A 25,877-nucleotide genomic window follows, 5' to 3' on the forward strand; every position below is an offset into this window, starting at 1 on the left:
CTTCGCTCTCCGCGAGTAAAAATCCCTTCAGGATTTTTACCTACCTACGATAAGTCAAGCACGAATGCGTCTCCGGCTCTTCGTGTTTCCTTTATCTCAGTTGGAGCGCTCCAGGCCATACGCCGCTGACCAGGGCGCTTCCGCTTTTCTTTATGCCTCGATTGTTGGTTTGTTCATTTCCTTATCCATTACAGAGTCACCCCAATAGGTGTTGGCTATTGAATGATCCTCTTCTGTCCACTCAACAGGCTCCCAGTCAGGTTCAAAAATTAAATAAGAATTACTAAACAATTCAACACGGCAGCCGCTTCCAGGATCAATCACATATAGGTATAGAGCTTGAGAAACGCCATGTTTACCTGGGCCAATAAACTTAATGCCTTCTTCGCTTAAAATATCTGCTGCCCGTAAGACATCCTGTGCATTATCGAGCCAATATGAAATATGGTGAAGCTGGTTCGGTGTTTTTGCCTGTGGTCTCGTGATCACTGCTATATCGTGAACCAGCGGCGTAACACTCATCCAGCCCGCTAGGGTTTTTTCTTTGTTATATCGCACATATTCACGCAGTTTAAAGCCTAATTGAGCTCCTAGGTAATCAAGGATTTCTTGGACATCCATTGAAGTAGCAATATTTACATGGTCAAATCTTCTAGGTGAACAGCCACGGGCCCAAGCCTTGTATGTTTGGTTTTTCAAAACTGAACGTCTTTTTTCATCCGCTTGTGGTTTTTCTACATCATAATAGATTTCGAAGGAATGCTGACTTGGCAGTTTAAAACGAATTGCCCGCCCTTGACCCGCTTCTTCACCTGCTTCTATCCATTTTACTTCCGTTCCCGCTTTTTCGAGAAGCTGGGCAAAACCCTCTACATCTTCAGGGCGCTTCGTTCTCCAGCCGATGTGATCAACATACCCTCTATCCCCTGGAGTTAATGATAGGGAGTGATGTTCAAAATCACCCCAAGCACGTAAATAATACGTACCGTTTACCTCTTCCGTTACTTCTAGCCCAATCACATCACGGAAAAACCATAGTGATTTTTCAAGATCAGGTGTTACGAGTGCGACATGCCCTAACTTTGCAATTTCAGGTAAAGTCATTTTTTATTCCTCCTCAGATTATTAGATTTTATTAGAAAAATAGTTTTGAATTAAATGATTAAAGCTTTCCTGCTTTTCAATTTGTGTCCAATGTCCACAATTACCGTATACATGCAGTTGTGAATTCGGAATATGTGATAGAAAATAATAGCTGGACTCCACAGAGCAAACCATATCATCCCGTCCATGCACTAGCAGTACTGGATGTTGAATTCTTCTTAGGGCGGTCACAGGTACAGGGACAGCAGCTGTTGCGAAAATAGAATCATTGGAAATACGAACATCTGGTTTCATCGCTGTTTCATAGCGATAATCCGTTATCGCATCAATGATTGGGGCCATGGCCTCCGCATCATATACAAACCAGCTCATGATTTGACGTAATTTCTCTGGTGATGGATTATTATAAAACCCTTTGGCACGGGCAAGCTCAGCGCTTAATTTGGTATTTGGTGTTCCTCCAGGTCCCATCAACACCACGCGGTCAAATCGCTCTGGATGTTCTAATAAAAGTTCTAATGCAATCGAACATCCCAATGAATTCCCAACTAAATGAGCCTTTTGAACATCCAATTCATCTAAAAGCTCCATCAGTTGTTTGACCCATAAGTCCATCCATTCCTGTCTGTTTTTTGGCAGTGTCTCTGGATGGCTGCTGTTTCCAAAACCTAAAAGATCCGGTGCCAGACAGTCATACGTTTCGCTGCAGTCATTTAAGGCATAGCGCCAATTGGCGAAGGATGTAACACCTGGTCCAGAGCCATGTAGAAATAAAATCACTTCTGAATTCCCTTTTCCAGCTCGATTTAAAAATGTTTCAAAATTAGAAGTTTTAATAGATTGTTGAGTAATGTTTGTCAATTTATCATTCTCCTCCTTGTAAATAAAAATTTTTCTGCAAATCCCCCACGGATGAAATCCCTTACATTTTTTTTAATTAAACATTCGTACTTAGATAACTACTTTTTCATTATCTATGTATCTAGTGATGTTTATCTGTTACTGAAATTTTAGAAAATTTATTCACTAATTTCTAGAATAAAATCATTTGATTTTTAGATTTTTTTTAGTAGTTTTTTGTTGGATTTTTGACAGATTAACATTGAAATTCAAGTGAACTTGAGTGTATTTTCATAAAATACAGCCAGTATGGGTCCAAATAATTTTGGATTCGATGACTTATTACTTGAAGTCAATTCGGAATCTTTACTGCTCCCTGATCGACTATATCATTCTGGTCATTCTTCACTAATCCTAGGGTAAATAGAGTTACTAGACTGACAAGTAAACACCCAGCAATGATAAACATTGCTTGTTTAAATTCAAAAATACCCATTAACATTGGACCCAAGAAACCGCCAAGCGAAGAAAGTGTACTTACTAAAGCTATCCCAGCGGGTGCCGTAGATTCAGAAAAGAAAAACGTGATATAGGCATAGAATGTTCCGGATATCCCATAAAGTCCTGCTGAAGTAATCGACAGCATTAATACCATCAGCGGTACGGTTGAAACGGATGCACAACCAATGAATCCAATCATTGCTATCGTCACACATGCACCTAAATGCAATTTATGTGCTCCAGTTCTATCTGCATTCCATCCCGTAAAAAGTATGGCTGGAATTGCAATAATAGATGGAATCATAGCCAGCCAGCCAATTTGCAAATTAGTTGTAGCAGACGATGATAGTGATTTAATGATTGTAGGCATCCAATACGAGAGTGCATTCACCGCAACAAAACCAGCAATGTTAAATAAAGCTAATTTCCAAACCTTCGATTCCTTTAACATACCAAGATGTGATGATTTATTTAATTTTGCACTTAATTTTCTTTCTTTTATAAGCTCATCTTCAAGCCATGTTTTTTCCTTTTCTGTTAACCATTTGGCGTTAACAGGACGGTCAGTTAAGTAAAACAAAACCACAATTCCTAATAGAAATGCAGGTATACCTTCTAAAATAAACATCCACCTCCACCCCGCTAATCCTCCCCAAGACACTGTATCCATGATCCAGGTAGAAAGAGGCGCACCTATTAAAGCACTTAATGGCAAGGCAACGAAAAAGAGTGCAGTTGCCTTGCCTCTTTCACGGGCTCTAAACCAATAAGTTAAATATAGAATAATCCCTGGGACAAATCCTGCTTCTGCCGCCCCCAATAAAAAGCGTAAAATATATAAGTGGGTGGCTGATTGTATAAACCCAGTTAATACGACGACAATACCCCAAGTAATCATAATACGGGCAATCCAAAGCCGTGCACCAACTTTGTGCAAAATAAGGTTACTTGGGACTTCAAAGAGGAAATAACTGATAAAGAATAATCCAGACAATAATCCAAACGCCTCCGCCGTTAAGGCTAAATCGGCATTCATCTCTAAAGCTGCATATCCCAAATTCACCCGATCCAAGAAAGCAACGACATAGAGTATTAAAATAAATGGCAGTATTCTTTTCATTGTTTTCTTTACAGTACTTCTTTCAACAGTATTAATAGCAGTAGCCTGATTCAAAAAAATCCCTCCTAGATTCTTGCATTAAAGGGAAAACCCTTACAATTATAAATTTTAGAAAATTACAAATATATAAACCAGAGTAAAAAACATTGGACTTTCTACTATTTTCAACTAATTTATATTGGTTTTTGATATTTTCTCAGAAGAAAAGAGCAATCAAAACATGAATGCTCAACCAACAAAACTCTCTATTTTTATATCTCTAGCTCCCCTAAAGCTAAAAGTGAATCTAGAATCAGCAGTAACTGATAACTTTGTGATGAATCTCGTAAATCTTTATTGATTAATGTTTCAATCTTGTTAATTCGATACATCAGTCCACTCATTGATAAGGACAAATCATCCATAGTTTGTTGGAGTTTTCCGCCGTTTGATAAAAAAACATAAAGTGTTTTCAATAATTCTTTTTGTTTGCTCTCTCCCAATTTATAAAGAGGCCCTAATTCCTGTTTCGCAATTTTCTTTATCCCGCTGACATTTTTCGAATTAATTAGGATACCGACAATCCCTAAATCTGTAAAATGAATAATTTTCTTTTCCGTGGACATTCTCAGGCTGATTAGTGATTCATCCAAATTCTCCAAAACATTTTCAATTTCCTCCGATTTGTCACTAATCCCAATTTTATAATTGTAAGAGGAATGGGTGGTTTCAATATGTTTTAAGATTTTTTCCATATTTGGTAATATGTTGGACGACTCTGGTATCAGCATGATGATTTTACCTTCATATTGCCCGATTAGCGCCTTATATCCCTGAATGTCTAGGTACTTAGCAATAGATTCTAACATTTGGTCATAATGATCGGTGCTGTCTTTGGCACTCTTACCATTTCCTTTATAGTCGATGGCTGCAATAAAAAACGGAGTTTCAAGGTCAACCCCCATATAACGGCCGCGATTTATGATTTCCTCTCTAGAAGAATATTGACCCTTTAGAATTTGTTCCAAAAAATACCCTTTCATTTTTTCAAGCGCTTCAAAGCTGGTCTTTTCATTTAATAGGTATAAGGAGGCTGCATTGGCTACCCTCTCAATAAACATAATATTATTCTCAGAGCTTTTCTCTGCATCTTTTAAATATATAAATGTACAATATCCAATGATCTTTTTTTGAACGATGATTGGAGTGACCAGTCGTTCCTGGTTTTCTGTTATTAACCTTGTTGTTTCTTTAAATTGAGGAAGTGGTTTGTTGCTTTTTCGATTTTTTCGAATTAAACTTTCTTTCAATTCTTTACTCAAGACTCTATACTCGGCCTCTTCCATTCCCGAGAAAACAATTTTTTGAAAGCTCAAATCCTCGATTGATATTGGTATTTTTAATAATCCAAATGTAGAATCGGCAATATCCTGCAAATTGCTTCCATTTGATATACTTTCTGTTAATTTCTTATGAAATTTGGATACCTTATCGATATAATTGCGCTGCTCTAACAATTGTTCGTAGGTATACTCTAATTCTTCAATAATGTTTGATTCATGATAGAATTTTAGCTCTTCTTGAATCTCCATTCCCCAATCCTCTTTGAGCTTCATCTCGAAACGGCATTCTGGGTCCCCTTTGGCGATGCAGCTTATTTCCTTTACAATTACACTCTTTTTACAAATCGTAGACATATAGCCGCTTGCATAGCCTGTTAGAGTATGACATATAGGTGTATCTGATTTTCCATGATGTTTAAGATGCTCAAGTGCTTCAAATGAATTAATCCACTTTCCCTTTGCTCTGATTGTTTTAATATTTTCTGAATCAACCAATTCAATAAATCTTTCAGTCTGGACATCTCCAATATGCCCTGTACCTAAATGGAGAACCGAGGCTTGTTTAATTAGATATTCTATTGCGGTACTCGTTACCATTGCTTCTTCTGCATCACTGACGCCCAAGCTCCAACCATAACGAAGTAAAAACCCCTTGGCTCTCTTTGACCCTAAGTTCTCTATTATTCCCTTACGTAAAAGTCCAAAGGCTCCAGCAGTGGTTAGAATTTTTTTATTTCCATCTTCTATGTAGTTTGGTTCCAGTAGATTGCCTGAGTTATCCTTCATAAACTCACCTTTTTCCCCATTAAAGATTAAGTATTAATAAGATTGATTTCATATTGTTTGTTAATTAAATAAAGACTCCTTACATTTTACATACAAGGAGTCCTCATTTTTATACATGTTATTTCATTTCAGCACCATTTTCTGAAGAATTTGGATTAGATGGATTTAATATGTGTTAATTATACGGTTACAGCCTTTTCTTCGGCTAATGATCGGTACTTGCCACTGTAAAAAATTAGAGGTTCAGCATCTTCTAAATGAATATCTGTTACTCGTCCAATGAATAGCGTGTGATCGCCTTCAAGATGTTCAGCAGATACCTCACAAGCAATTTGTGCAACTGCACCCTTTAGAACCGGTTTTCCATCAAGACGGTCAAACTCCACTTCGCGGTGTTCCTTCAATTGTCCAGCAAAAATCATAGATAGCTCTTGCTGGTCTGCTGCTAAAATATTGACTGAAAACGTTTTGCTTTGTTTAATCTTTTCAAGAATCCGAGCTTTTTCACCAATTGAGATTACCACTAATTTTGGATCAAGTGAAACGGACATGAAGGCATTTGCTGTCATACCATGTACATCCCCATCCAACTCTGTTGCAATAACCGTTACACCTGTAGCAAATTTACCCATTGCAGTTCGAAATTGACGATCATCCATATATAGTACCTCTTTTCTGTTTAGTAGTTTTCTAGACACTTACCAATCTATTAAGCTTCAATCGTTGGATTATTTTCTGGTAAGGTGTCAGTTTGATCTCCCCAGAACGTAAAACCAACATCCATTTCATCTAAAGTCCAGACAATTGGCTCCCAATCTGGTTCAAAGATTAAATAACCATTCGTGAATAATTCTACGCGTACCCCACTGCCTGGGTCGACAACGTATATATACATCGCTTGGGAAATACCGTGCTTACCAGGACCTTTAAACTTGAGTCCATGCTCACTTAAGATATCTGCAGCTCGTAGAAGGTCTTGGGCATTGTCAAGCCAGTAAGACAAGTGATGAATCTGATGCGTTGATGGTGAGAACGGGTCATGGCTGACTGCAATATCATGAACAAGAGGTGTTACACTTAACCAAGCACCAAGCAAGGAATCATCTGGAGCCTGAACACATTCTCTCATTTTAAATCCAAGTTTCTCCATTAAGTAATCTGAAATAACATTCGCCTTTAATGATGATAGAATATTAACATGGTCAATTCTTCGCGGTGAACAGCCTTTTGCCCAAGATTTATAGGTCTGATTCTTTAACACTGATCGCTTAGAAGGTTCTGCTAATGTTTTTTCCATATCATAATAAAGTTCAAAGCGATGTTCGCTAGGTAATTTAAAACGAATGGCCCTGCCCTGACCAGCTTCTTCTCCAGCTTCTACCCACTTAACTTCTGTACCAGCTTGTTTGAGAAGGCTGGCAAATTGCTCTACATCTTCCGGACGTTTCGTTCTCCAAGCGATATGATCCACATGAGATTTTTCTCCAGCAGTAATGGAGAGTGTGTGGTGTTCAAAATCTCCCCAAGCACGTAAATAGTGAGTGCCATTTACTACCTCAGTTTCTTCTAAACCGATTAATTCCTTAAAAAACCAAAGGGACTTTTCAAGATCTGCTGAAACTAACGCTACGTGACCTAACTTTGCGATTTCTGGTAAACTCATGTTTACCCCTCCTATATATTGTTTTTTAAATATTTAGAAACTAGAAAGCCCTTTCATTTTGAATAATACGTAATTAAACAAAATAAGTATTTGGCTCTTGACCGCATAAGACTCTTCCATATGTTTCAATCAAACTCGAAGGTGTAATAAAACCATGTAAATGCATTGCAAAAAAATCACGATAAACTAACTGTAAAGGATTATTATGATAGGTAAACATGGAGCCGACTCCTGCAACTAAAAGATCGATTGCTTCTTTACATAATTGATTTACATACCCAAAATCTGCCTTCACCTTTACAATTTCAGCAGTATCCATAACCTCCCCGCGTTCAGCATAGCTATCAATTTTATCCACAGCACGATATAAATGCATTTCAGCGGAATCGATTTTCAACTGAGCTTGGGCAACTTGGTGATGTGTAATAGGTGCCTCATTTTGTTTAGCATAGAAGGTGTTTCCAATTCCAGCCTTCGGAAGCCTTTCCATATAGATATCCATAGCAGCCTTCGCGAGCCCTAATGCTGGCCCTACAATTGATAGTGTAAGGGAAGGTACAAAGGAGGATCTATATAATGAAACATCTTTTAGCGGATCAATTAGATAATGACCTTTGCTCGCTAACCGGTCCAGTGATACACGATGTTCTGGAACAAAAACATTTTGTATTCTGCAGCTATTACTGCCAGATCCTTTTAATCCCATAACATGCCAATCATCAATAATTTCTAATTCCTCGCGTGGTATGACCATAATGGCCATTTCCATACCGCCATTTTCATCTGCTAATGGAAAACCAAAGTAGCACCAGTCTGCATGAGGGCTTCCAGAAACAAATGGCCACTGGGCGTCCTCAACAAAATATCCGCCCTCAACCTTTTTGATATTGCACTTAATAGGCTTAAAGTTTCCAGCCAACACGGGGTCTTTGCCACCATTATAGATTTCATTTAAGGCTTTATCACCAAAGGTATAGGAAATCATATAATCACGAATATTACTGAGACATACGAACCAGCCTGCTGAGCCATTGCCGCGGGAAATTTCTGTAACCACCTCGGTAAACGCCCTCATGTTTGTCTGATAGCCGCCAAACATATGCGGCCGAAGTACTTTCAAGAGTCCATTGTTTTTCAAGTCCTCAACAATCTCATCTGGTATTCTACTATTTTTATCAATATCTTGACTAAACTCACGCAGTTTAGGAATAAGAGCCCTTGCTCTATCCACTAATTCATTTTTCGTTTCCAATACACTTTGGTTCATAAAAAGACCTCCCGTAAAATGGTTTGTCACACCAGGTTAACTTTCGTTAACCACTTCCTCAGTCGAATCCATTCTCTGATATTTCACGCTGACACTTTCTGCAATTCGCATTAAATGCTTTTCCGTTAGCTTTTTTGCTAGTTTAGTATCGCCCTCTTTTAAGCAATAATAAATTAACCAGTGCTCCGCCTGTGATTGTTTTCTACGATCACGTGTAAATAACATTTCTGGATTCCCAACATAATTTAAGTAATCCCATAACTGATTTGCAAGATTAAACGTAAACGACAACTTAGCGGCCCTATAAATGATTGAATGAAATTCTATGTTGAGGTTGGCGTACTCTTCTTCGGAGATTTCTAGATTATCCATCTTTGTCAATGTTTGAAACAATTGAGAAAGTTCCTGGTCGGTAATTTTTTTTGCAGCATGTTCTGTCAATAAGGCATCCAAATTCGCACAAACCAATAATCGTTCCAGTACTTCTTCCGTTTCTGGTCTTTTTACAAACACGCCAACTTGGGGAATGATAGATAAAAAGCCTTCCTCCGAAAGTTTTGTCAAAGCCTTGTGTACAGGGGTTCTACTCATTTTTAAATACTCGGTCACTTCATTGACATTGATTACGGTTTCAGGTTTCCAAACTCCATCAATAATTTGTCTTTTAATATAGCGATATGCCTGATCTATTTTCATCTAAATACACCCTTCAATTCTCAATTTGTTTTGTTACCCCTATAATATTAGTATTTACTCAGTGAGTCTACCATATTATAGGAGAAAAGTGAGATCAACGGTGTATCACCTTTTAACTTTCATTTAATGAACTATTTTTAAATTTCACCGCTGAAAAAATCATATGTTAGTTTGATAAATCTTTCCTTTTGCTCTACTTGTGCCCAGTGTCCACAACGCTTGAAAATATGTAGCTGTGCATTTGGTAAATAGTCCATTACGTAAAGACTGCTTTCAATCGGTACAAATCGATCCTGGTGACCATGAATGAGCAGCATTTCATTTTCCATTTGCTTAAGTGCAGAAGGAGGTACGAGCATATCAGATAAATGTGATTTTGAGAAATTTTCTAAATAAGATTTGCGCACATCAGGTCTTAAGAATAGTTCTAAACGTTCTGCAACGATTTTCTCCAATTTATCTTCTAGAATACTCTTATCATATAAGAACCAGCTCAATAAATTTTTAAATGCAACAGGGTTAGGATCTTTATGGAAATTTGCTAATTTAGCAAGTTCTGGGGTAGGTTCTTTCAAACCGCCTCCTGCTCCCATTAAAACTACGCGGTCGAATCTTTCTGGTGCGTACATGAGAAGGTGAAGTGCAATCACACCGCCTAAGGAATTTCCAACTAAATGGGCTTTTTTAACTTCTAATGCATCCATTAATGAAAGCACTTGGTTAACCCGAATATTCATCCACTCTGCGCCATTTTGTGGATATTCTTCAGGATGATCTGTATTTCCAAAACCAAAAATATCTGGTGCTACCACATGGAATTTCTCTTGAAAACGAGGTAAGATCTCTTTCCAATTCGACTCTCCGCTTACTCCTGGCCCACTGCCGTGTAGAAATATAATGGTTTCTGATGATCTACTATCTCCAGCTTCATTAATAAGAGTTTGATAGTTTCCGGTTTGAATTTTTCTTTTTATAACTTCAGCCATTTTTCATTACCCTCTCTTTCTAAAATGAATTTTTAACTAAAATTTCCCAACTAAAATTTTAGTCTCTTCATTTACACCATCTAAACAGTGTTAAACTATTAAAAAAGCGTTTTCATTAATCTACTGTAATTTTACCTGCCGTTTTCTATTTTGTCAATTAATTCTAAATATTTTTTATTTCGTTTTTTACTCCAGTTAAATCTTTTAAATCTGATTTTTTGAATGGATCATCTTTTAACAATAAGCGGTCTTTTTATGACCTCCATAACTTCAGCGGCAGGCAAACCATTTTCAATTAGTTGTACCATTACCTTCATATATCTATGAATATGGTGGAAGTATTTTTTGTAACCTGCACACAAGTAGTTTAACCCTGGTTCACCATCGGGTGTTAATAGGAAGCGTTGTTTTAGGCATTCTCCATTGCAAGCGAAACGAACTTCACAGGTTTGGCAGTATTTTGGAAGTGATGTTTTCTTATTTTCTCCGAACGCCAGTTGCTTATTTGAATCAATCATCTCATTAAACGTGTCATCAAAAATATTGCCCAGCTTATATTCTGGATACATAAAGTGATCACAGGGATAAACATCACCATTGTGTTCAACAATTCCTGCCCTTCCACATGTTTCAGCAAAAAAACATGTGGAAGGGCAGGAAGTCCTAACCATGAGGTTATAGCGTGCTCAAAGTTCATTACATGGATTTTACCAACATCTTTTCTGACCCACTCATCGAAAATAGCAATAAGAAAGTCTCCATATTTTTCTGATTCTACGGTCCAGCTGGAAACCTCTTTCTGGGCTTCTTCCTGTTTTACAGAAGGTGGGGCGGCATGACGGAGCCCAAGTCTTATCGCCTCAATAAGCTTCTTTTTCTGTATAAAAGCAGTACTGGCAATCGAGGTTACAAATAGGGCCAGATGGTTTCGCTAGAATATGAAAGCCTTTTGTTTGGGTTTTCGTTATCTCCATTTTTTCAACCCTCGTTTCTTTAAAATAAAAGCCAGTAACACAGATGGATGTTACTGGCTTTTTTACTTTTCCTGGACCCTAAATTTTTTATTTTAGTTCGTAAACCACTTTTTCGAGTTCCCCCGAAAATTTAAATTCCCCTTCATTTTCATAAGCTGGACTCACAGGATAATGTGTATCTCTACCGATGTCCAATCCTTCAAAACTTATTTTAAATTTATGAGTTTGATCGATCGTGACTTCTCCTGTTTTCTCCCCGTTAATATAAAGACTGCCTGTTCCTTTGTGAAGTCCGGTAGGGGTAAACTCATATTTAATGGTTGATTGGCCATTAGGAGCAACAGCTTCAATCCGATAAACTTTTGTCCCTATGTTATACTCATAAACTAGTTTGTTATCTTTAATATAAAGGGTATAACCGCCCTCATAGTTTCCTAGTGCCACTAGTACCCCTTCATTAGAAGAGCTTTCCCGATTAATTGGAACTGTAATCGAATATGGACGGTTTATGATAAAGGGTGCTGCCCCTTCTGGCAGCAGTGACATGCCGGGATAGAAGGTGAAGGTATTACGATTACGATTAGAATCACTAGGCATAACTAAAAACCCGTCACCCATTATGTCAGTCATCGGGATAACATCATATTTCTTTGCCTCTTTATCCCATAAATTTTGAAGTTCTTTTAATTTTTTTGGCTCTTTTGCTGCCAGGTTATTTGTTTCAGAAGGGTCTTCAGCTAAATGATAAAGTTCCCAAACATCATTTTCGTACGGCTGTCCTTTTGTATGACGAGCGATTGCTTTCCAGCCATCATGGTACATGGCACGCTGCCCATTGTTTTCGAAATATTGGGTTTTCTTACCAGGAGCTTTTGCATTTTCAAATGTTTCAGCAAAACTCTCACCTTGAAGCGGTATTTGTTTTACTCCCTTTATTTCTTGCGGCAATTCTATTCCGGCTATATCATAGACAGTCGGCGTGATATCACTTACGTGAACATACTGATCTCGGATTTCCCCTTTATCCTTAATGCCTTTCGGATAATATACAATCAGCGGTGTTCTGATTCCAGCTTCATACATTGTTGACTTATATAATTTAAATGGAGTGTTACTTACCTGAGCCCAGCCAGCCGGAAATTCAACTTTTGCTTTATCCGTTCCAAAATTATCAATATTTTCGACCACATAGTCGAGTGTTTCCGGCATATCGTTGTAGGCCATTGTATGATTTATCGAACCTGTAGCCTTGCCCATTGAACTTGCTCCATTATCGGATAAAAAGACAATCATCGTATTATCCAATTCTCCAACAGAACGCAGATTATCAATAAATCGGCCAATTTGTTCATCTGTATGCGTTAAAAAACCAGCATAAGTTTCCTGGAATCGTGTGAACGTTTCTTTTTCGACTTCCGTAAGTTGGTCCCATGGTTTCACTCCTGGGTTAAGCGGTGCAAGCACGGCATCTTCTGGAATAATTCCTAGTTCTTTTTGCTTCTTAAACCTTTGTTCCCGGATTTTATCCCAGCCTTCATCGTATTTTCCATTGTACATATCAATGTATTTCTGCGGCACCTGAACAGGCTGATGCTGGGCGCCAAACGCTAAATTCAAGAAAAAGGGCATTTCTGGGTTCACAGATGCATGATCGGTAACATACTGATTGGCTTTGTTAACGATATCCTCCGAGAAATGATAGTTCTCCTTTTCCGGGACATCAATAAAACTATTATCCTGAACAAGCTCTGGCCTATATTGATCACTAGAGTCTTCTAGTATTCCGTAGAACCGATCAAAGCCTTTCCCAAGCGGCCAGTTTTCATATGGACCGGCAGGAGTTAACTGATGAGATGGTGCTAGGTGCCATTTCCCTAATGTATAGCTATTGTAGCCTTCCTCTTTAAGTACCTCGGCTATTGTGCCAGCCTCAGGATAGATTCGTCCTCGTTTATTCGGATATTCTGGACCCATATCAAAATTGGCCACAGTAGACATTCCAATATCATGAGGATTGCGCCCTGTTAATAAAGCAGCACGGGTTGGTGAACAAACTGGTGTAACATGAGAATTGTTGTAGCGCAGCCCGTTCTCCGCTAACCAATCTAGATTGGGTGTTTGGATTTCGGAACCATAACTTCCAAGGTCGGAAAACCCTGAATCATCTAATACAATATAAACGATATTTGGTTTCGAAGAGTCTTCCCCCTCCTTCTGCGTCCCTTTATTATTCTGTACATTTGTTTTATTTGTTTCTGCTTTTACTTCCTGCTCCATAAAGTTCTTATATGAACATCCTGATAATAATGCCAAGGCAGACGCCAATACGGTTAACTTTTGAAATGGAGATTTATTCAATACTTTTAATCGGTTATCCAACGTGTTTCCCCCTCTATTCAGTAAGTCTAGCACCAGCCATAGTGCCGCCATCAATTACTAATTCGGAGCCCGTCACAAATGCAGATTCGTCTGAAGCCAGCTATAAAACACCGTATCCAACATCCTCTACCTTCCCAAATCTTTGTAGTGGAAGTTGATCCATTAGATTCTTTCTAACAGCTTCATTTGCAAGCGCAACTTCTACAGGCCCGGTAATGATTGCTACCTTTCCTTTTAATCTAGTCACTATCATTCTTCTTTTCTATCAAATGCTTCGTTAAAATGTTACATATATCCAAGTCTTACTATTTATTCACTTGTTTATTTTCATCTGATGAAAGGAAAGTAGAATTATGTGAAATGATGTTCCCCATACCTCCGCCAACATTAATTTTCTGGCCGGTTACATAATCAGATAAACTAGATGCTAAAAACAAACAGACTCCTGCAATATCTTCAGGCGTCCCCATTCTTTGCATTGGAACTTCTTTTTTAGAAAGAGCATCCGTAAACTGATCTCTCTCTGGACCCGGCGGCATGAGTTCATCCCAAAATGGAGTCATAATAGGCCCAGGTGATATCACGTTTACATGAATACCAAGTGGGGCTAGTTCGAATGCAAGATTATGAGTTAAACTCTCGACCGCGCCTTTTGCAGCATGATAGTGCAATACCACTGTATAGGCATTAAAGGCTCCCATAGAGGAAAAGTTTACGATTTTTCCATAGTTTTGTTTTTTCATATGCGGTAAAACTTCCATAATCGGGTTTAAGGTGCCATTTAGATTTAACTCGATTGTTTTATTCCAATCTTTCATATTAATATTCTCACTGGTACCGTTTGCGCCAAAGGTTCCACCCGCACAATTAATTAATATATCAATTCTTCCAAATTCCTCAATTGTTGCATCGGCCACACCCTTAATCGTGGCAGTGTCCGTTACATCAACTTGATTGTAGGCACGTGCTTGGCCACCCAACGAATTAATGTTAGAAGCAACTTTCATCGCAAGCTCAAAATCAAGGTCAGCTATAATAACCCTGGCACCTTGCTCAGCAAATCTTATACATATCGCTTCACCCATACCCTTTGCACCACCAGTAACAATCGCAACCTTATCTTTTAATAACATCTTCATTCCCCCATATTTTGTTTGTTAGATTCCTCTCACACCGCCGTCAGAAACGATGGACGTACCTGTCATATAGGAAGACTCATCAGATACAAGGAATAATAACGTTTTAGCTTGTTCCTCAGGGGTTGACATTCTGCCCATTGGAATAATTTTTTCCATATTCGGTGTATTTGGATTATCCGCAATCATATCCGTATATACGACCCCTGGTAATAAGGAGTTCACTCTAATGCCTTTACCTGCATATTCCGCTGCCACTACCTTCGACATATGCGTTACTCCTGCTTTCACAAAACTATAGAGAGCATGGGTTGGCATGACAGCTAAAGCCGCTAAAGACGTTACATTCACAATATTTCCAGTCTTCCTGCTCTCCATATGAGGGAGTACAAGCTGCATTGTACGGAAATAGGAGTATGCATCTAGTGTAACGAATTCATTCCAATCATTTTTTGTAAATTCTACAAATGGTTTTTCAATAATTCTCCCAGCGTTATTTACCAGAATATCAATTTGGCCATATGTTTCTAAAGTTGCCGCCACAAGGTTTTCAATTTGTTCATCCTCCATCATATCTGCGTGAATAAAAATGGCTTCTCCACCCTGTCTATGTATGGCTTCAACCACTTTTTCTCCTTTTTCTTTCCTTCTTCCTGATACAACAACTTTAGCTCCTTGAGCTGCAAATAGTTTAGCAGTTGCTTCACCTATTCCAGAAGTACTGCCAGTAACAATAGCAACTTTATTTTTAAGTCGTTTTATAATACTTTCCACCTTAATCTCCCCTTTCTCTTTAAAAATAGAGACACCTCTTTCAATTAATTAATAGTGAATAAATTAATTCACTAAAGTAAAAAGAATGAGATGTCTTCAATTTTAAATAGTTGTTTATGAGTTTAACGTAACCTCTAAATCCCTGTTCGGTTTCTTTACGGTTACCGCCCAAATCAGGGCCAAAATAATTAATCCTACTGCACTAATGGCTAATGGGAATCGACCAATATCTTGATTGAAAATATTCTGGACAACTTGAAATCCAAATGGTCCTAAGATACCGCCTAATCCCTGACCTACTACAACTAAACCTACTTGCGGAGGTGCACCGACAGGAGTAAGTTCCGAAACTTTAGTAAAAACACCAGGAATTCCAATTCCCATTGCAAAGCCGCCGATAACACTACCAATAAAAATCATGGTTAATGTTGGTGAATAATAACAGATGGCCATACCTAAACCAGTCACTAAAACTCCGACTGGAAGGTAGAAGTTTGGTAGTGCATGTTTAATTTTTCCAAACGCCATCCCAGCCAACAGTGTTCCAAATGTGAATACCGATATAGCCAAACCAGCCTCAGTCGCATTGCCTAATTGATCACCTTGAATAACAACAGAAATGTTTGTAACATAACCAAAAATTAGCCCTGAATAAAATACCTGTCCTAAGCATACCCAATAGATTGCTTTAGGCAGCTTAACCTTAGCGTTAGTTTTTGCTTCTGTTTGCTGTTTCTTCTTAGGTTCAGGTAGATATAACATGGTAATCGCCAGTATCCAAATTGGGAAAAGGTAAGTTAGGAATCCATATTGCCAGCCAAAGGAATCTGCTAATATACCACCGCCTAATTGGAAGAAAATCGCTCCAATACAAGCAATCGTGGAAGTTCCAAACCCGATGAGGAAATCTCTTTCCCTGCCCTCAAAGAAATCCGTGATAACATCTATCGATAATGGCATTGTTATCCCTACACCAAGCCCAAGAAGTCCTCTCATTGCAATAATTAATGGTAAGCTATCAATAAATGTAGGGAGGGTTCCCCCAACAATAAATAAAGTCAAACCAACCAATAATAGTGTTTTCTTTTTAAACGCTTTTGTAAGTTTTCCATAAAAAAGTGCTGGGACAATTTGAATTAATCCTGGGAAAGTAGCAACCAGCATGACAATCGTGGGATCGTACTCAGGAAATGCTTTAATAATATCCGCCATGATAGAACCGGCTACACCTGCAGCTACATCCTGGAAAGCTAGAATGACGACCAAAAATTTAAGCATATTTTTACTGATATTTTTTGTCATTTTTTATCCTCCCCTTATTTTGTATTAACATCTTTATTTAAACCGAGTAAATAAGATGCGTGAAACCGTTTTTATTTACAATTGAATAATTTCTTTGTTGCCATTGTGGCCAGCAATAACAACATGCTAAAATTTTAGTTTAATAAGTACTAAAATTTTAATTTTCTACTTTTTACGTTTTTACCGGTGAAAACCGTAAAAAGAGCGCTTTCTTTTGCTAACTGTAATTCTACAATTGCAAAATATGCTTGTCAATATTTTCATAATATTTTTTAAATTCCGAATAATTATTGATACATTATCCTTAATAAAACAAAAAAAACATTGGAATTCCAACGTTTTTTAGCTAATTTTTTGGATTCATCAAATTGTGAAGGTCAGATTGTATTCGTAATCTGTAATTTTATTATCAAGTATAGCGATACACTATATCAAAATAATAAAATAGACAAAGTGGCGTTTTGTTTAGAATGTAAACGCATTCAATAAAATACGTAAAAAACATTAATTTTTTTTACGTATTCTCATTTAAAATAATAGAAAATATGTTATATTCTAATAAATGAAATTTAGGAGTGAGAAAATGAATTCACTTATACAGCGCGCATACAATTTTAATGCCGGTCCTTCTGCTCTTCCACTTGCTGTTCTAGAAAAAGCGAATCAGGAATTAATTGATTTCCGCGGTACTGGTATGTCTATCATGGAGCTGAGCCACCGTAGTGCAGCCTATGAAGAAGTACATAATCATGCTATTGCACTTCTTAAAGAACTGTTATCAATTCCTGAGAATTATGAGGTACTTTTTCTGCAAGGAGGAGGCAGTCTTCAGTTTTCAATGGTTCCAATGAACTTTTTAAAACCAGGAGAAAAAGCAGGTTACATTATGACTGGTTCTTGGTCTGAAAAAGCATTTGATGAAGCTAAATTATTTGGGAATCCGTATCATGTTGCCAGCACCAAGGATGGTCAATATCGCAAAATTCCTCAATTTGATGAATTACAATACAATCCGACTGATGCCTATATCCATCTTACATCCAATAATACTATTTATGGTACTCAATGGAAGGACTTCCCGGATACAGGGGATGTACCACTAATCGCGGATATGTCTAGTGATATCTTGTCTAAGCCGTTTGATGTCAGCAAATTTTCCTTAATTTATGCAGGAGCTCAAAAGAACCTTGGACCTTCTGGTGTTACAGTTGCAATTATTCGGAAGGATTTAATTGAAAAAGGAAATCCAGCAATTCCAACTATGTTAAAATACAGCACTCATTCAAAAAACAACTCTTTATATAATACTCCTCCGACATTTGGCATTTATATGCTTGGTGAAGTTTTAAGCTGGATTAAAGAGTTAGGCGGAATAAATGCTCTTACCAATCGAAATGAAGAAAAAGCAAAAGTTATCTATGACGCGATTGACCAAAGCAATGGATTTTATGTTGGTCATGCTGAGGTTGAGAGCCGTTCTCTTATGAATATTACCTTCCGGGTAAGTAATGAGGAATTGGAGAAGAAATTCTTAGCAGAAGCGAAGAAGGAAGGTTTTGTTGGTGTAAACGGTCATCGATCCGTTGGTGGCTGCCGGGCATCCACCTACAATGCTGTACCGTACGAAACGTGTAAGGCTTTTAGTGAATTTATGATACAATTTCAAAATGCTAATCAATAAGGAACGAAAAAAGGGAAGAATATAATTTTATATACTTCCCTTTTTTATTTTTCTAAACAAACGATATCCTCTTCTTACATTGTTAACGATAAAGAATGGAATAGAAATATTATATTTATAGATAAAAGGTAAATAAAATTTGTAATAAGCCTTTTTTAAGTCATCCCACTTTTTGCATTTACCCTGTTTATAAAAATCTGAAACATCGACGATATACCCTCTCCCATTGCTCATCACTACATTTTTCCCGTGTACATCAAATGGGTTTAATCCAACCGACCTTGCATAGGCAATCCCCTCATCCACATCGTGTATAACCGACTCTGGAATACGGATTCCTTTTACGACAGCATCGAACAGATTCACACCATCTATCCGTTTTAAAATCAAATAATTATCTCCATAATCAATTAAAGAAGAAAAGGATGGATGACTCCCTAGTTTTTTATAAACCTCAACTTCTTTTTTTAAATCCTCGGGTTTTCTTCCATACACCTTCACAACCCACTTGGGGTTTGACCGATGTAAAAATACACCTGCATAATTCCCGCTTCCTATTGTTTTCCAGCTATCTGAGGAATTTTTTACAATAATGGGTTCAAATGGACCTTCTGTTGAAAGTTGGATATTAGGCAGTAATTCGGTTCCAATTAATTTCGTATATTTCTCAATTTTCATGCGCACCCCTCAAAACAAACACAAATAATTCTTACTTTCCTTTTAGTATACATCTCATATACACTAAGAATAGAGAAAATATTCTTTTTTTACTAAAAGTATATTACCTACTTAAGAAGAGGTGTTTAGTATGGTAGTTCCAATTTTAGAAACAAAGCGATTAAAGTTAATTGAAATTACTCGAAAACATGCTGAAAGCTTATTTGAAATTTTATCATTAGATGAGGTTATCAGATATTACGGTACTGACAGATTGACTTCTATCGAGGATGCTAAAAAGTTAATTGACTTGTTCCAGAAAAACATTTACGAAAAACGTGCTATGCGATGGGGAATCGTCATCAAGGAAAATAACCAATTTATCGGAACCTTAGGTTTAAATGGATTACAGCTTAAAAATAAAAAAGCTGAAATTGGCTATGAAATCCATCCCTCATATTGGAGAAAAGGCTACACTACTGAAGCTATAAAAGAAGTTTTGCGGTATAGCTATCTTGAGTTAGAATTAAACCGCATCGGTGCTGTGGTATATCTAGAAAATGAGGCTTCAAGTAATCTTCTTGAAAAGTTAGGATTCAAAAAAGAAGGGGTATTGCGTGATTATTTGCTTCAAAACAACTCCTTTCATACAACGAGTATGTTTTCTTTACTTAAGGGTGAATGGGAACTGCTTACAGCTGAATCTTTAGGTGTAGAAGTCCATTAAAAAAGCCAGGTAGATCCTGGCTTTATTCTTCAAAATAATCTCTAAAGGCTTTTGGATTACTTGTTTCTTTTCCTTGGTAATAAGGGTTGTTTTCTGTTGAATCCTGTGGGTCAAGGTTTGTCTTGATAATTAAACGAGGTTCCGAGGACTCTTCAGCAATTATTCTGTCGTTTAATTGTTGAAAATCAGGCATTTTATTATTTCCAGGTTGTCTTGGCTCCATTTCGATGACACCTCCTAAAAATAGGTTGCTGATTTTTGTTTTGTATCATACATCTTTTCATTCTAGTTCCATTATAAAAGAAACAAAAAGAAAAAACTAGGAAGTAAAGACTTCCTAGTGTGTTTATTCTTCTTCAACTCCGAGTAAGAAATCTGGGTTTAATTCCTCAAATTCTTCGTCGTCTACATCCATTCCCCAATCATTGTCATCATCATGGCAACCCTTTGGATTAACGGCGACACATACCTTTGTTTCACCAATGACCTCCACTAAGAATTCCTTTTCAACATGAACAATGATGCGATTTCCATTTGGGGAGATAACTGCTTCACAACAATTAGGCTGCTGCACCACTTTCGCACAGATTTCATTGTCATCCAAGCAATCATGATCTCGATATTTTAACTTGATGACATCTGTATATTGTACACGTTCTGTTACGACTTCTGTTCTGGTATTATCATTATATGAGTACCAAACATTGATATCATAAGAGCCGTGTATTTCAACAGTTTTGCCGACTTTTTTCGCGTTGTATTTATGGTTGATAATCCAACAGCCTAGTATACTGGTTGGACTATGTGCCGGGCTGATCGTATGATTGGAATTGGTGAATTTACGCCCTTTCGCTACTACGGCCTTTACAATTATCTCTCTGTATTCTCCCATTTCGCGCGAACCCTCCTCATTCATTTTCATTTCATCCTATGCTAGATTTTTGACCAGTGTGAGAAATATTTCTGTGAATACTGGTTAAAAGTTTAGTCATAATTCATTTTATGCGGAAGTTTAAGGTAGGTTCCAATTAGGCATGTACTTTACGCAAACGAGGATTAATTAATGAAGACAACAAAAAAGCCAGGCCTTTAACAGCCCAGCTTCCTTTTATTAATGCTCGTGGTCATGATCATGATTTCCACAAGATCCGCCATTTTGTAGACTTGCACCCGTCTCGCCCCTTAATACATCGCCGCCAGTTGATTCAATAATGACATCTGTTACTTTATTTGAGATTGTAGTGGCAATTAACTGAAGTAACTCATTTACTTCAATTTGAGATTGTTTAAATTCTTGAACAACTGGAATTTCATCGAGTTCCTGCTCAATAGAGGAAATTTTGTTTTCTACTTTTTTCAATGCCTCTGGTTTTCCATAATGCTGTAGATTAACGGCTTGCTTTTGTAATCCCTTAATATCCGAAATTAACGTACTTACCTTTTGATTGGCGTGAATTTGCGCTTCTGCGCGTTTAAAGAAATCAACCTCTTCTGTTTCTGCAATCATATGTGCAAGTTCTTGTGCACGACTGATAATATCGTCTTTTGTATATTTAGCCAACTTATTTCACCTCAACTGTTTCTACTTCTTCCACCATTTCACCGTTTAATGACCAAGTTTTAGCGTCAGTAATTTTCACCTTAACAATTTTACCAATGGCTGATTTAGGAGCGACAAAATTAACCAGCTTATTTCTAGATGTATATCCGGCAAGAACATCAGGATTGTTCTTGCTTTCCCCTTCGACTAGAACTTCGACAATTTGACCTTTGTGCTTTTTCATTGCTTCGGCAGACATTTCGTTAACCAATGCATTCAAACGCTGTAAACGTTCCTTCTTTACCTCCATAGGCACGTTATCCTCCATTTTTGCAGCAGGTGTACCTTCACGTGGAGAGTAAATAAACGTATAAGCTAGTTCATATCCCACTTCACGGTAAAGTGATAATGTTTCTTCAAATTGTTCATCTGTTTCATTTGGATATCCTACGATAATATCTGTAGTTAATGCTACATTCGGTATCGCGGCTTTAATTTTAGACACTAGCTCTAAATATTGTTCTCTTGTATATTTACGAGCCATAATCTTTAACACATCTGTTGAACCAGATTGAACTGGTAAATGGATGTGATCCATTAGATTGCCGCCCTTAGCAAGGACTTCAATAAGGTGATCATCGAAGTCACGTGGATGACTCGTTGTAAAACGAATACGCGGGATATCTATTTTGCGCAACTCATCCATTAGATCGCCAAGACCGTACTTCACGTCTTCAAAGTCTTTCCCATAGGCATTTACGTTTTGACCTAGAAGAGTGACTTCCTGATACCCTTGTGCAGCTAAATGACGTACTTCCTGGATAATATCTTCAGGTCGGCGGCTTCGCTCTTTTCCGCGTGTAAATGGAACAATACAATAGGTACAGAACTTGTCACAGCCATACATAATGTTAACCCATGCCTTAATATTACCACGTCGTACCTTCGGAAGGTTTTCGATGACGTCACCTTCTTTAGACCACACTTCAACAACCATTTCTTTAGACATGTAGGCTTCATTTAAGATATTTGGCAGCCGGTGAATGTTATGTGTACCAAATATCATATCGACTTGGTTATAGGTTTTTAAGATTTTATTGACCACAGATTCTTCCTGTGACATACATCCACATACTCCTAGTAGTAAGTCTGGCTTTTCTAACTTTAAATGTTTTAAATGTCCTAGTTCACCGAACACCTTGTTTTCAGCATTCTCACGGATTGCACATGTATTTAAAAGTATAACATTGGCTTCCTCTGTCTTATCTGTTGGCTCGTATCCTAAAGCCAGGAAGATCCCCGCCATTACTTCTGTATCATGTTCATTCATTTGACAGCCATATGTGCGGATATAGAATTTGCGCCCTTCTCCCATACCACGAAACTCTTCTGGAATGGAGAAATCGTTATGGTATTTCACTTCTTCTTTACCACGTTTTTTTGCATCTTTTAGGGAAGGAGCAGTAATTACCTGCTCAAAGTACTTGCTGTAATCCTTGGCGGATTTTTTGTCCGAAGAATTAGCAGTATCAATTTGTTGAGCTTCTAACCGTTGTTTTTCGTTCATGTGTATTTAAATCTCCTTTCGACCAAGTTGAATATTTGTCTATGAAAAGTAAATCTTTTCCTGTACTAGTGAATGAGGAACTACCCTAACACACTTCTGCACATTATAATAGTATAACGCTTAAAAGGCTTGAAAACAATAGAAAATCCCGTAGTCATCTGCTACGGGATACTCTATTTACTATTACATGAATTCGCCAACTAGTTTATCAAAATATTCTTGGTCAAGATTTAAATCAGCCTGCGATAAAGGAGTTTCAGAGAAACCATTGATTAATTCCTGATAAGATTGACGTTCTGTGTTTTGATAAATTAAACCAGTTACTAATCCATTATGCTTCATTAATGTTTGCATAGCCTCTTCACGATTTGAAGGGTCATATCCTTCAATATCGCTTAACTTAGTTAGATTTTCTTTAAACCAGTCATAAGTATTAACTTTGTTATAAGTTACACAAGGACTGTATACGTTAATTAAAGAGAATCCCTTATGTTTAATACCTGCTTCTATTAATGCAGTTAAATCTTTAAGATCAGTTGAGAAGCTTTGGGCAACAAATGTTGCACCTGCAGTTAAAGCCATCTCCATAGGTGAAATTGCTTGTTCAATCGAACCAAGTGGAGTAGATTTTGTTTTGAAACCTGCAGCTGAACGTGGTGACGTTTGTCCCTTCGTCAAGCCATAGATTTGGTTATCCATAACAACATAAGTAATGTCGATATTTCTACGAATCGCATGGATTGTATGGCCCATACCAATAGCAAAGCCGTCTCCATCACCACCAGAAGCGATAACAGTCAAATCACGGTTTGCCATTTTTACACCTTGTGCGATTGGTAATGAACGTCCATGAATGCCATGGAAGCCATATGAATTAATGTATCCAGAGATACGGCCTGAACATCCGATACCAGAAATAACAGCTAAGTTTTCAGGCTCTAGACCTACATTTGCTGCTGCACGTTGCATTGCCGCTTGTACAGAGAAGTCGCCACAGCCAGGGCACCAGTTCGGTTTTACATTATTTCTAAAGTCTTTAAAAGTGGCCATGTTTAGAACAACTCCTTACATTTTGTATATACTTCGTGTGGTAGGAACGGATTACCGTCATATTTTAAATGTTTAATAATCTTTTCAGCATGACCAACATTCATTTTCATAATGTTTGCCAATTGTCCAGTAGCATTATTCTCAACAACAACTACTTTCTTTGCTGAGCGAACAAGTGGTAATACTTCGTCTGATGGGAATGGGTGAATCAAACGAATATGAGCGTGATTTACCTTGATTCCTTCATTTTCTAAGCGAACCATAGCTTCTTCAATAACACCTCTAGTTGAATTAAAACCAACTAGTAAAATGTCAGCTTCTTCGTGCTTAACATTTTTATACACTGGTGTGTTAAAACGAATATTTTCAATTTTACGGAATCGCTTGTCCATTTGAGCGTTCCTGTTTACAGCTGATTCAGAAGGCTTTCCTGTTTCATCATGTTCAACACCCGTTACATGGTGAATACCATTTTTCATACCAGGAATAACACGTGGTGAAACACCATCTTGCGTGACTTCATAACGTTTGAAATACCCTTTATTTTCATTCTCAGGAATTTCACCTGTAACAAGCTTTCCACGTCTGATTTCCACTTTATCCATACCTAAAGGTTCAACTGTTTGCTTACCTAAAGATAATTGAAGGTCTGTTAAAAGAATTACAGGGCATTGATATTCTTCAGCAAGGTTAAATGCTTCAGTTGTATCATAGAAAGCCTCTTCCACAGTACTTGGAGCAATAACGATTTTTGGAATTTCTCCATGTGTGCCATAGATCATAGCCATTAAATCTGACTGTTCTTGCTTTGTTGGTAATCCTGTAGATGGACCGCCACGCTGAGTATCAACAACAACAAGTGGAGTTTCAGTAATACCTGAAAGACCAATTGCTTCCATCTTTAATGATAGTCCTGGACCAGCAGATGCCGTAATAGTACGAACACCAGCATAGTTAGCACCGATTGCCATTGTACACGCAGCAATTTCATCTTCCGTTTGAATAACCGTACCACCAAGAGCAGGAAGCTTCTTAATTAAATATTCCATTATTTCAGAAGCAGGTGTTATTGGGTATGCAGCCATAAAACGGCATCCAGCTGCAACGGCACCTAATGCAATAGCGTCATTTCCAATCATGAACATACGCTTCTTGCCGTCAGCCTTTTCAAGTTCCATTATTTCAACACCATCAACAAGCTGTTTCTTCATATAATCAAATCCAGCTTTAATGGCATCCATGTTTTTAGCTACAACCTGTGCACCTTTTTTACCGAAAATCTCTTGAACTACTTCTTCAAACACCTGAATATCAAGGTTCAAAACAGCTGAAGTTGCACCAATAGCTACCATGTTTTTCATTAAGGACGTACCTAACTCAGTAGCAATCTCAGTGAATGGAACCGCATACAATGAAGCTTCAGTATCTTCCGGCTTCTTTGGAGTGAATTTCGCATCGGCAAGGATTACACCTTTGCTATGCAGTTCTTTGTAATTTAAATCGATTGTTTCTTGGTCAAAAGCTACAAGAACATCTAGATCATCGGAGATAGAACGAACCTCAGTTGTGCTAACTCTAATCTTGTTGTTTGTATGACCGCCTTTAATACGAGATGAAAAGTGACGATAACCATACAAGTAATACCCGAGGCGATTCAATGCAATAGCAAATATTTCCCCTGTACTTTCAATACCTTCCCCTTGTTGTCCGCCAACTTTCCACGAAAGTTGATTGATCATGTCTTACACCCCTTTGGATATGTAAAAAATAGGTTTTTTTTATGAATCATTATTAGTGTAGCACTT

24 protein-coding genes are annotated in these 25,877 nt (G+C 37.6%); 2 read left to right on the plus strand and 22 right to left on the minus strand.

Going from position 1 to position 25,877, the window contains the following annotated elements; all coding sequences use genetic code 11:
* Positions 1–150: 150 nt before the first annotated feature.
* The 15 genes from V7108_RS04415 to V7108_RS04485 form a co-directional block, all read right to left on the minus strand.
* Positions 151–1,104, minus strand: coding sequence for a VOC family protein (locus V7108_RS04415; RefSeq protein ID WP_335512601.1), 954 nt, complete (start codon positions 1,102–1,104; stop codon positions 151–153).
* 21 nt (positions 1,105–1,125) lie between these two features.
* Complete coding sequence (locus V7108_RS04420) at positions 1,126–1,965, minus strand: alpha/beta fold hydrolase (protein ID WP_335512599.1); 840 nt, start codon at positions 1,963–1,965, stop codon at positions 1,126–1,128.
* 331 nt (positions 1,966–2,296) lie between these two features.
* Positions 2,297–3,619: an MFS transporter gene (locus V7108_RS04425; protein ID WP_335512597.1), complete on the minus strand. Its 1,323-nt coding sequence runs from the start codon at positions 3,617–3,619 to the stop codon at positions 2,297–2,299.
* 197 nt (positions 3,620–3,816) lie between these two features.
* The gene (locus tag V7108_RS04430; RefSeq protein WP_335512595.1) at positions 3,817–5,673 is read right to left on the minus strand and encodes a V4R domain-containing protein; all 1,857 of its coding nucleotides are present in this window, start codon (positions 5,671–5,673) and stop codon (positions 3,817–3,819) included.
* A 179-nt stretch (positions 5,674–5,852) separates the two neighbouring features.
* A complete protein-coding gene (locus tag V7108_RS04435) occupies positions 5,853–6,332 on the minus strand; it encodes a flavin reductase family protein (protein WP_335512593.1) in 480 nt (159 codons plus the stop codon).
* 50 nt (positions 6,333–6,382) lie between these two features.
* Positions 6,383–7,336: a VOC family protein gene (locus V7108_RS04440; RefSeq protein WP_335512591.1), complete on the minus strand. Its 954-nt coding sequence runs from the start codon at positions 7,334–7,336 to the stop codon at positions 6,383–6,385.
* A 73-nt stretch (positions 7,337–7,409) separates the two neighbouring features.
* A complete protein-coding gene (locus V7108_RS04445) occupies positions 7,410–8,603 on the minus strand; it encodes an acyl-CoA dehydrogenase family protein (protein WP_335512589.1) in 1,194 nt (397 codons plus the stop codon).
* A gap of 36 nt (positions 8,604–8,639) precedes the next feature.
* The gene (locus V7108_RS04450) at positions 8,640–9,299 is read right to left on the minus strand and encodes a GntR family transcriptional regulator (RefSeq protein ID WP_335512588.1); all 660 of its coding nucleotides are present in this window, start codon (positions 9,297–9,299) and stop codon (positions 8,640–8,642) included.
* A gap of 137 nt (positions 9,300–9,436) precedes the next feature.
* A complete protein-coding gene (locus V7108_RS04455; RefSeq protein ID WP_335567439.1) occupies positions 9,437–10,285 on the minus strand; it encodes an alpha/beta fold hydrolase in 849 nt (282 codons plus the stop codon).
* Positions 10,286–10,512: 227 nt separating this feature from the next.
* Positions 10,513–10,854 (minus strand): SPASM domain-containing protein, encoded by a 342-nt coding sequence (locus tag V7108_RS04460; RefSeq protein ID WP_335567440.1) that lies wholly within the window; start codon positions 10,852–10,854, stop codon positions 10,513–10,515.
* Positions 10,855–11,346: 492 nt separating this feature from the next.
* The gene (locus V7108_RS04465; protein WP_335512854.1) at positions 11,347–13,638 is read right to left on the minus strand and encodes an arylsulfatase; all 2,292 of its coding nucleotides are present in this window, start codon (positions 13,636–13,638) and stop codon (positions 11,347–11,349) included.
* A gap of 100 nt (positions 13,639–13,738) precedes the next feature.
* Positions 13,739–13,885 (minus strand): hypothetical protein, encoded by a 147-nt coding sequence (locus V7108_RS04470; protein WP_335512856.1) that lies wholly within the window; start codon positions 13,883–13,885, stop codon positions 13,739–13,741.
* 58 nt (positions 13,886–13,943) lie between these two features.
* The gene (locus tag V7108_RS04475; RefSeq protein ID WP_335512857.1) at positions 13,944–14,771 is read right to left on the minus strand and encodes an SDR family NAD(P)-dependent oxidoreductase; all 828 of its coding nucleotides are present in this window, start codon (positions 14,769–14,771) and stop codon (positions 13,944–13,946) included.
* A gap of 24 nt (positions 14,772–14,795) precedes the next feature.
* A complete protein-coding gene (locus V7108_RS04480) occupies positions 14,796–15,548 on the minus strand; it encodes an SDR family NAD(P)-dependent oxidoreductase (protein WP_335512859.1) in 753 nt (250 codons plus the stop codon).
* Between the two features lie 114 nt (positions 15,549–15,662).
* On the minus strand, positions 15,663–16,850 hold the full coding sequence (locus V7108_RS04485) for an MFS transporter (protein WP_335512861.1): 1,188 nt from the start codon (positions 16,848–16,850) through the stop codon (positions 15,663–15,665).
* A 583-nt stretch (positions 16,851–17,433) separates the two neighbouring features.
* Here V7108_RS04485 and serC point away from each other — a divergent pair.
* Entirely contained in the window at positions 17,434–18,531 is a 1,098-nt protein-coding gene (serC, locus tag V7108_RS04490; protein WP_335567441.1) for a 3-phosphoserine/phosphohydroxythreonine transaminase, read from the plus strand.
* Between the two features lie 27 nt (positions 18,532–18,558).
* Here serC and V7108_RS04495 read toward each other — a convergent pair whose 3' ends face one another.
* A complete protein-coding gene (locus V7108_RS04495) occupies positions 18,559–19,209 on the minus strand; it encodes a serine/threonine protein kinase (RefSeq protein WP_335567442.1) in 651 nt (216 codons plus the stop codon).
* 130 nt (positions 19,210–19,339) lie between these two features.
* On the opposite strand from V7108_RS04495, the gene V7108_RS04500 reads away from it, so the two are divergent.
* Positions 19,340–19,915: a GNAT family N-acetyltransferase gene (locus V7108_RS04500; protein ID WP_335517767.1), complete on the plus strand. Its 576-nt coding sequence runs from the start codon at positions 19,340–19,342 to the stop codon at positions 19,913–19,915.
* Positions 19,916–19,937: 22 nt separating this feature from the next.
* Here V7108_RS04500 and V7108_RS04505 read toward each other — a convergent pair whose 3' ends face one another.
* From V7108_RS04505 to V7108_RS04530, 6 genes are all read right to left on the minus strand, one after another.
* A complete protein-coding gene (locus tag V7108_RS04505; RefSeq protein ID WP_335517770.1) occupies positions 19,938–20,138 on the minus strand; it encodes a hypothetical protein in 201 nt (66 codons plus the stop codon).
* A 123-nt stretch (positions 20,139–20,261) separates the two neighbouring features.
* Complete coding sequence (locus V7108_RS04510) at positions 20,262–20,807, minus strand: outer spore coat protein CotE (RefSeq protein ID WP_335517773.1); 546 nt, start codon at positions 20,805–20,807, stop codon at positions 20,262–20,264.
* Between the two features lie 219 nt (positions 20,808–21,026).
* Positions 21,027–21,476, minus strand: a complete 450-nt coding sequence (locus tag V7108_RS04515) for a RicAFT regulatory complex protein RicA family protein (RefSeq protein WP_335517776.1) — start codon at positions 21,474–21,476, stop codon at positions 21,027–21,029.
* 1 nt (position 21,477) lies between these two features.
* Positions 21,478–23,022 (minus strand): tRNA (N6-isopentenyl adenosine(37)-C2)-methylthiotransferase MiaB, encoded by a 1,545-nt coding sequence (miaB, locus tag V7108_RS04520; RefSeq protein WP_335517779.1) that lies wholly within the window; start codon positions 23,020–23,022, stop codon positions 21,478–21,480.
* 183 nt (positions 23,023–23,205) lie between these two features.
* Positions 23,206–24,072 carry a 2-oxoacid:ferredoxin oxidoreductase subunit beta gene (locus V7108_RS04525; RefSeq protein WP_335517782.1) on the minus strand — a complete coding sequence of 289 codons (867 nt, stop codon included), beginning with the start codon at positions 24,070–24,072 and terminating at the stop codon, positions 23,206–23,208.
* 2 nt (positions 24,073–24,074) lie between these two features.
* On the minus strand, positions 24,075–25,811 hold the full coding sequence (locus V7108_RS04530; protein ID WP_335517785.1) for a 2-oxoacid:acceptor oxidoreductase subunit alpha: 1,737 nt from the start codon (positions 25,809–25,811) through the stop codon (positions 24,075–24,077).
* Positions 25,812–25,877: the final 66 nt, after the last annotated feature.

Source organism: Neobacillus vireti (genome assembly GCF_036962345.1).
Lineage (GTDB): Bacteria > Bacillota > Bacilli > Bacillales > Cytobacillaceae > Neobacillus > Neobacillus vireti_A.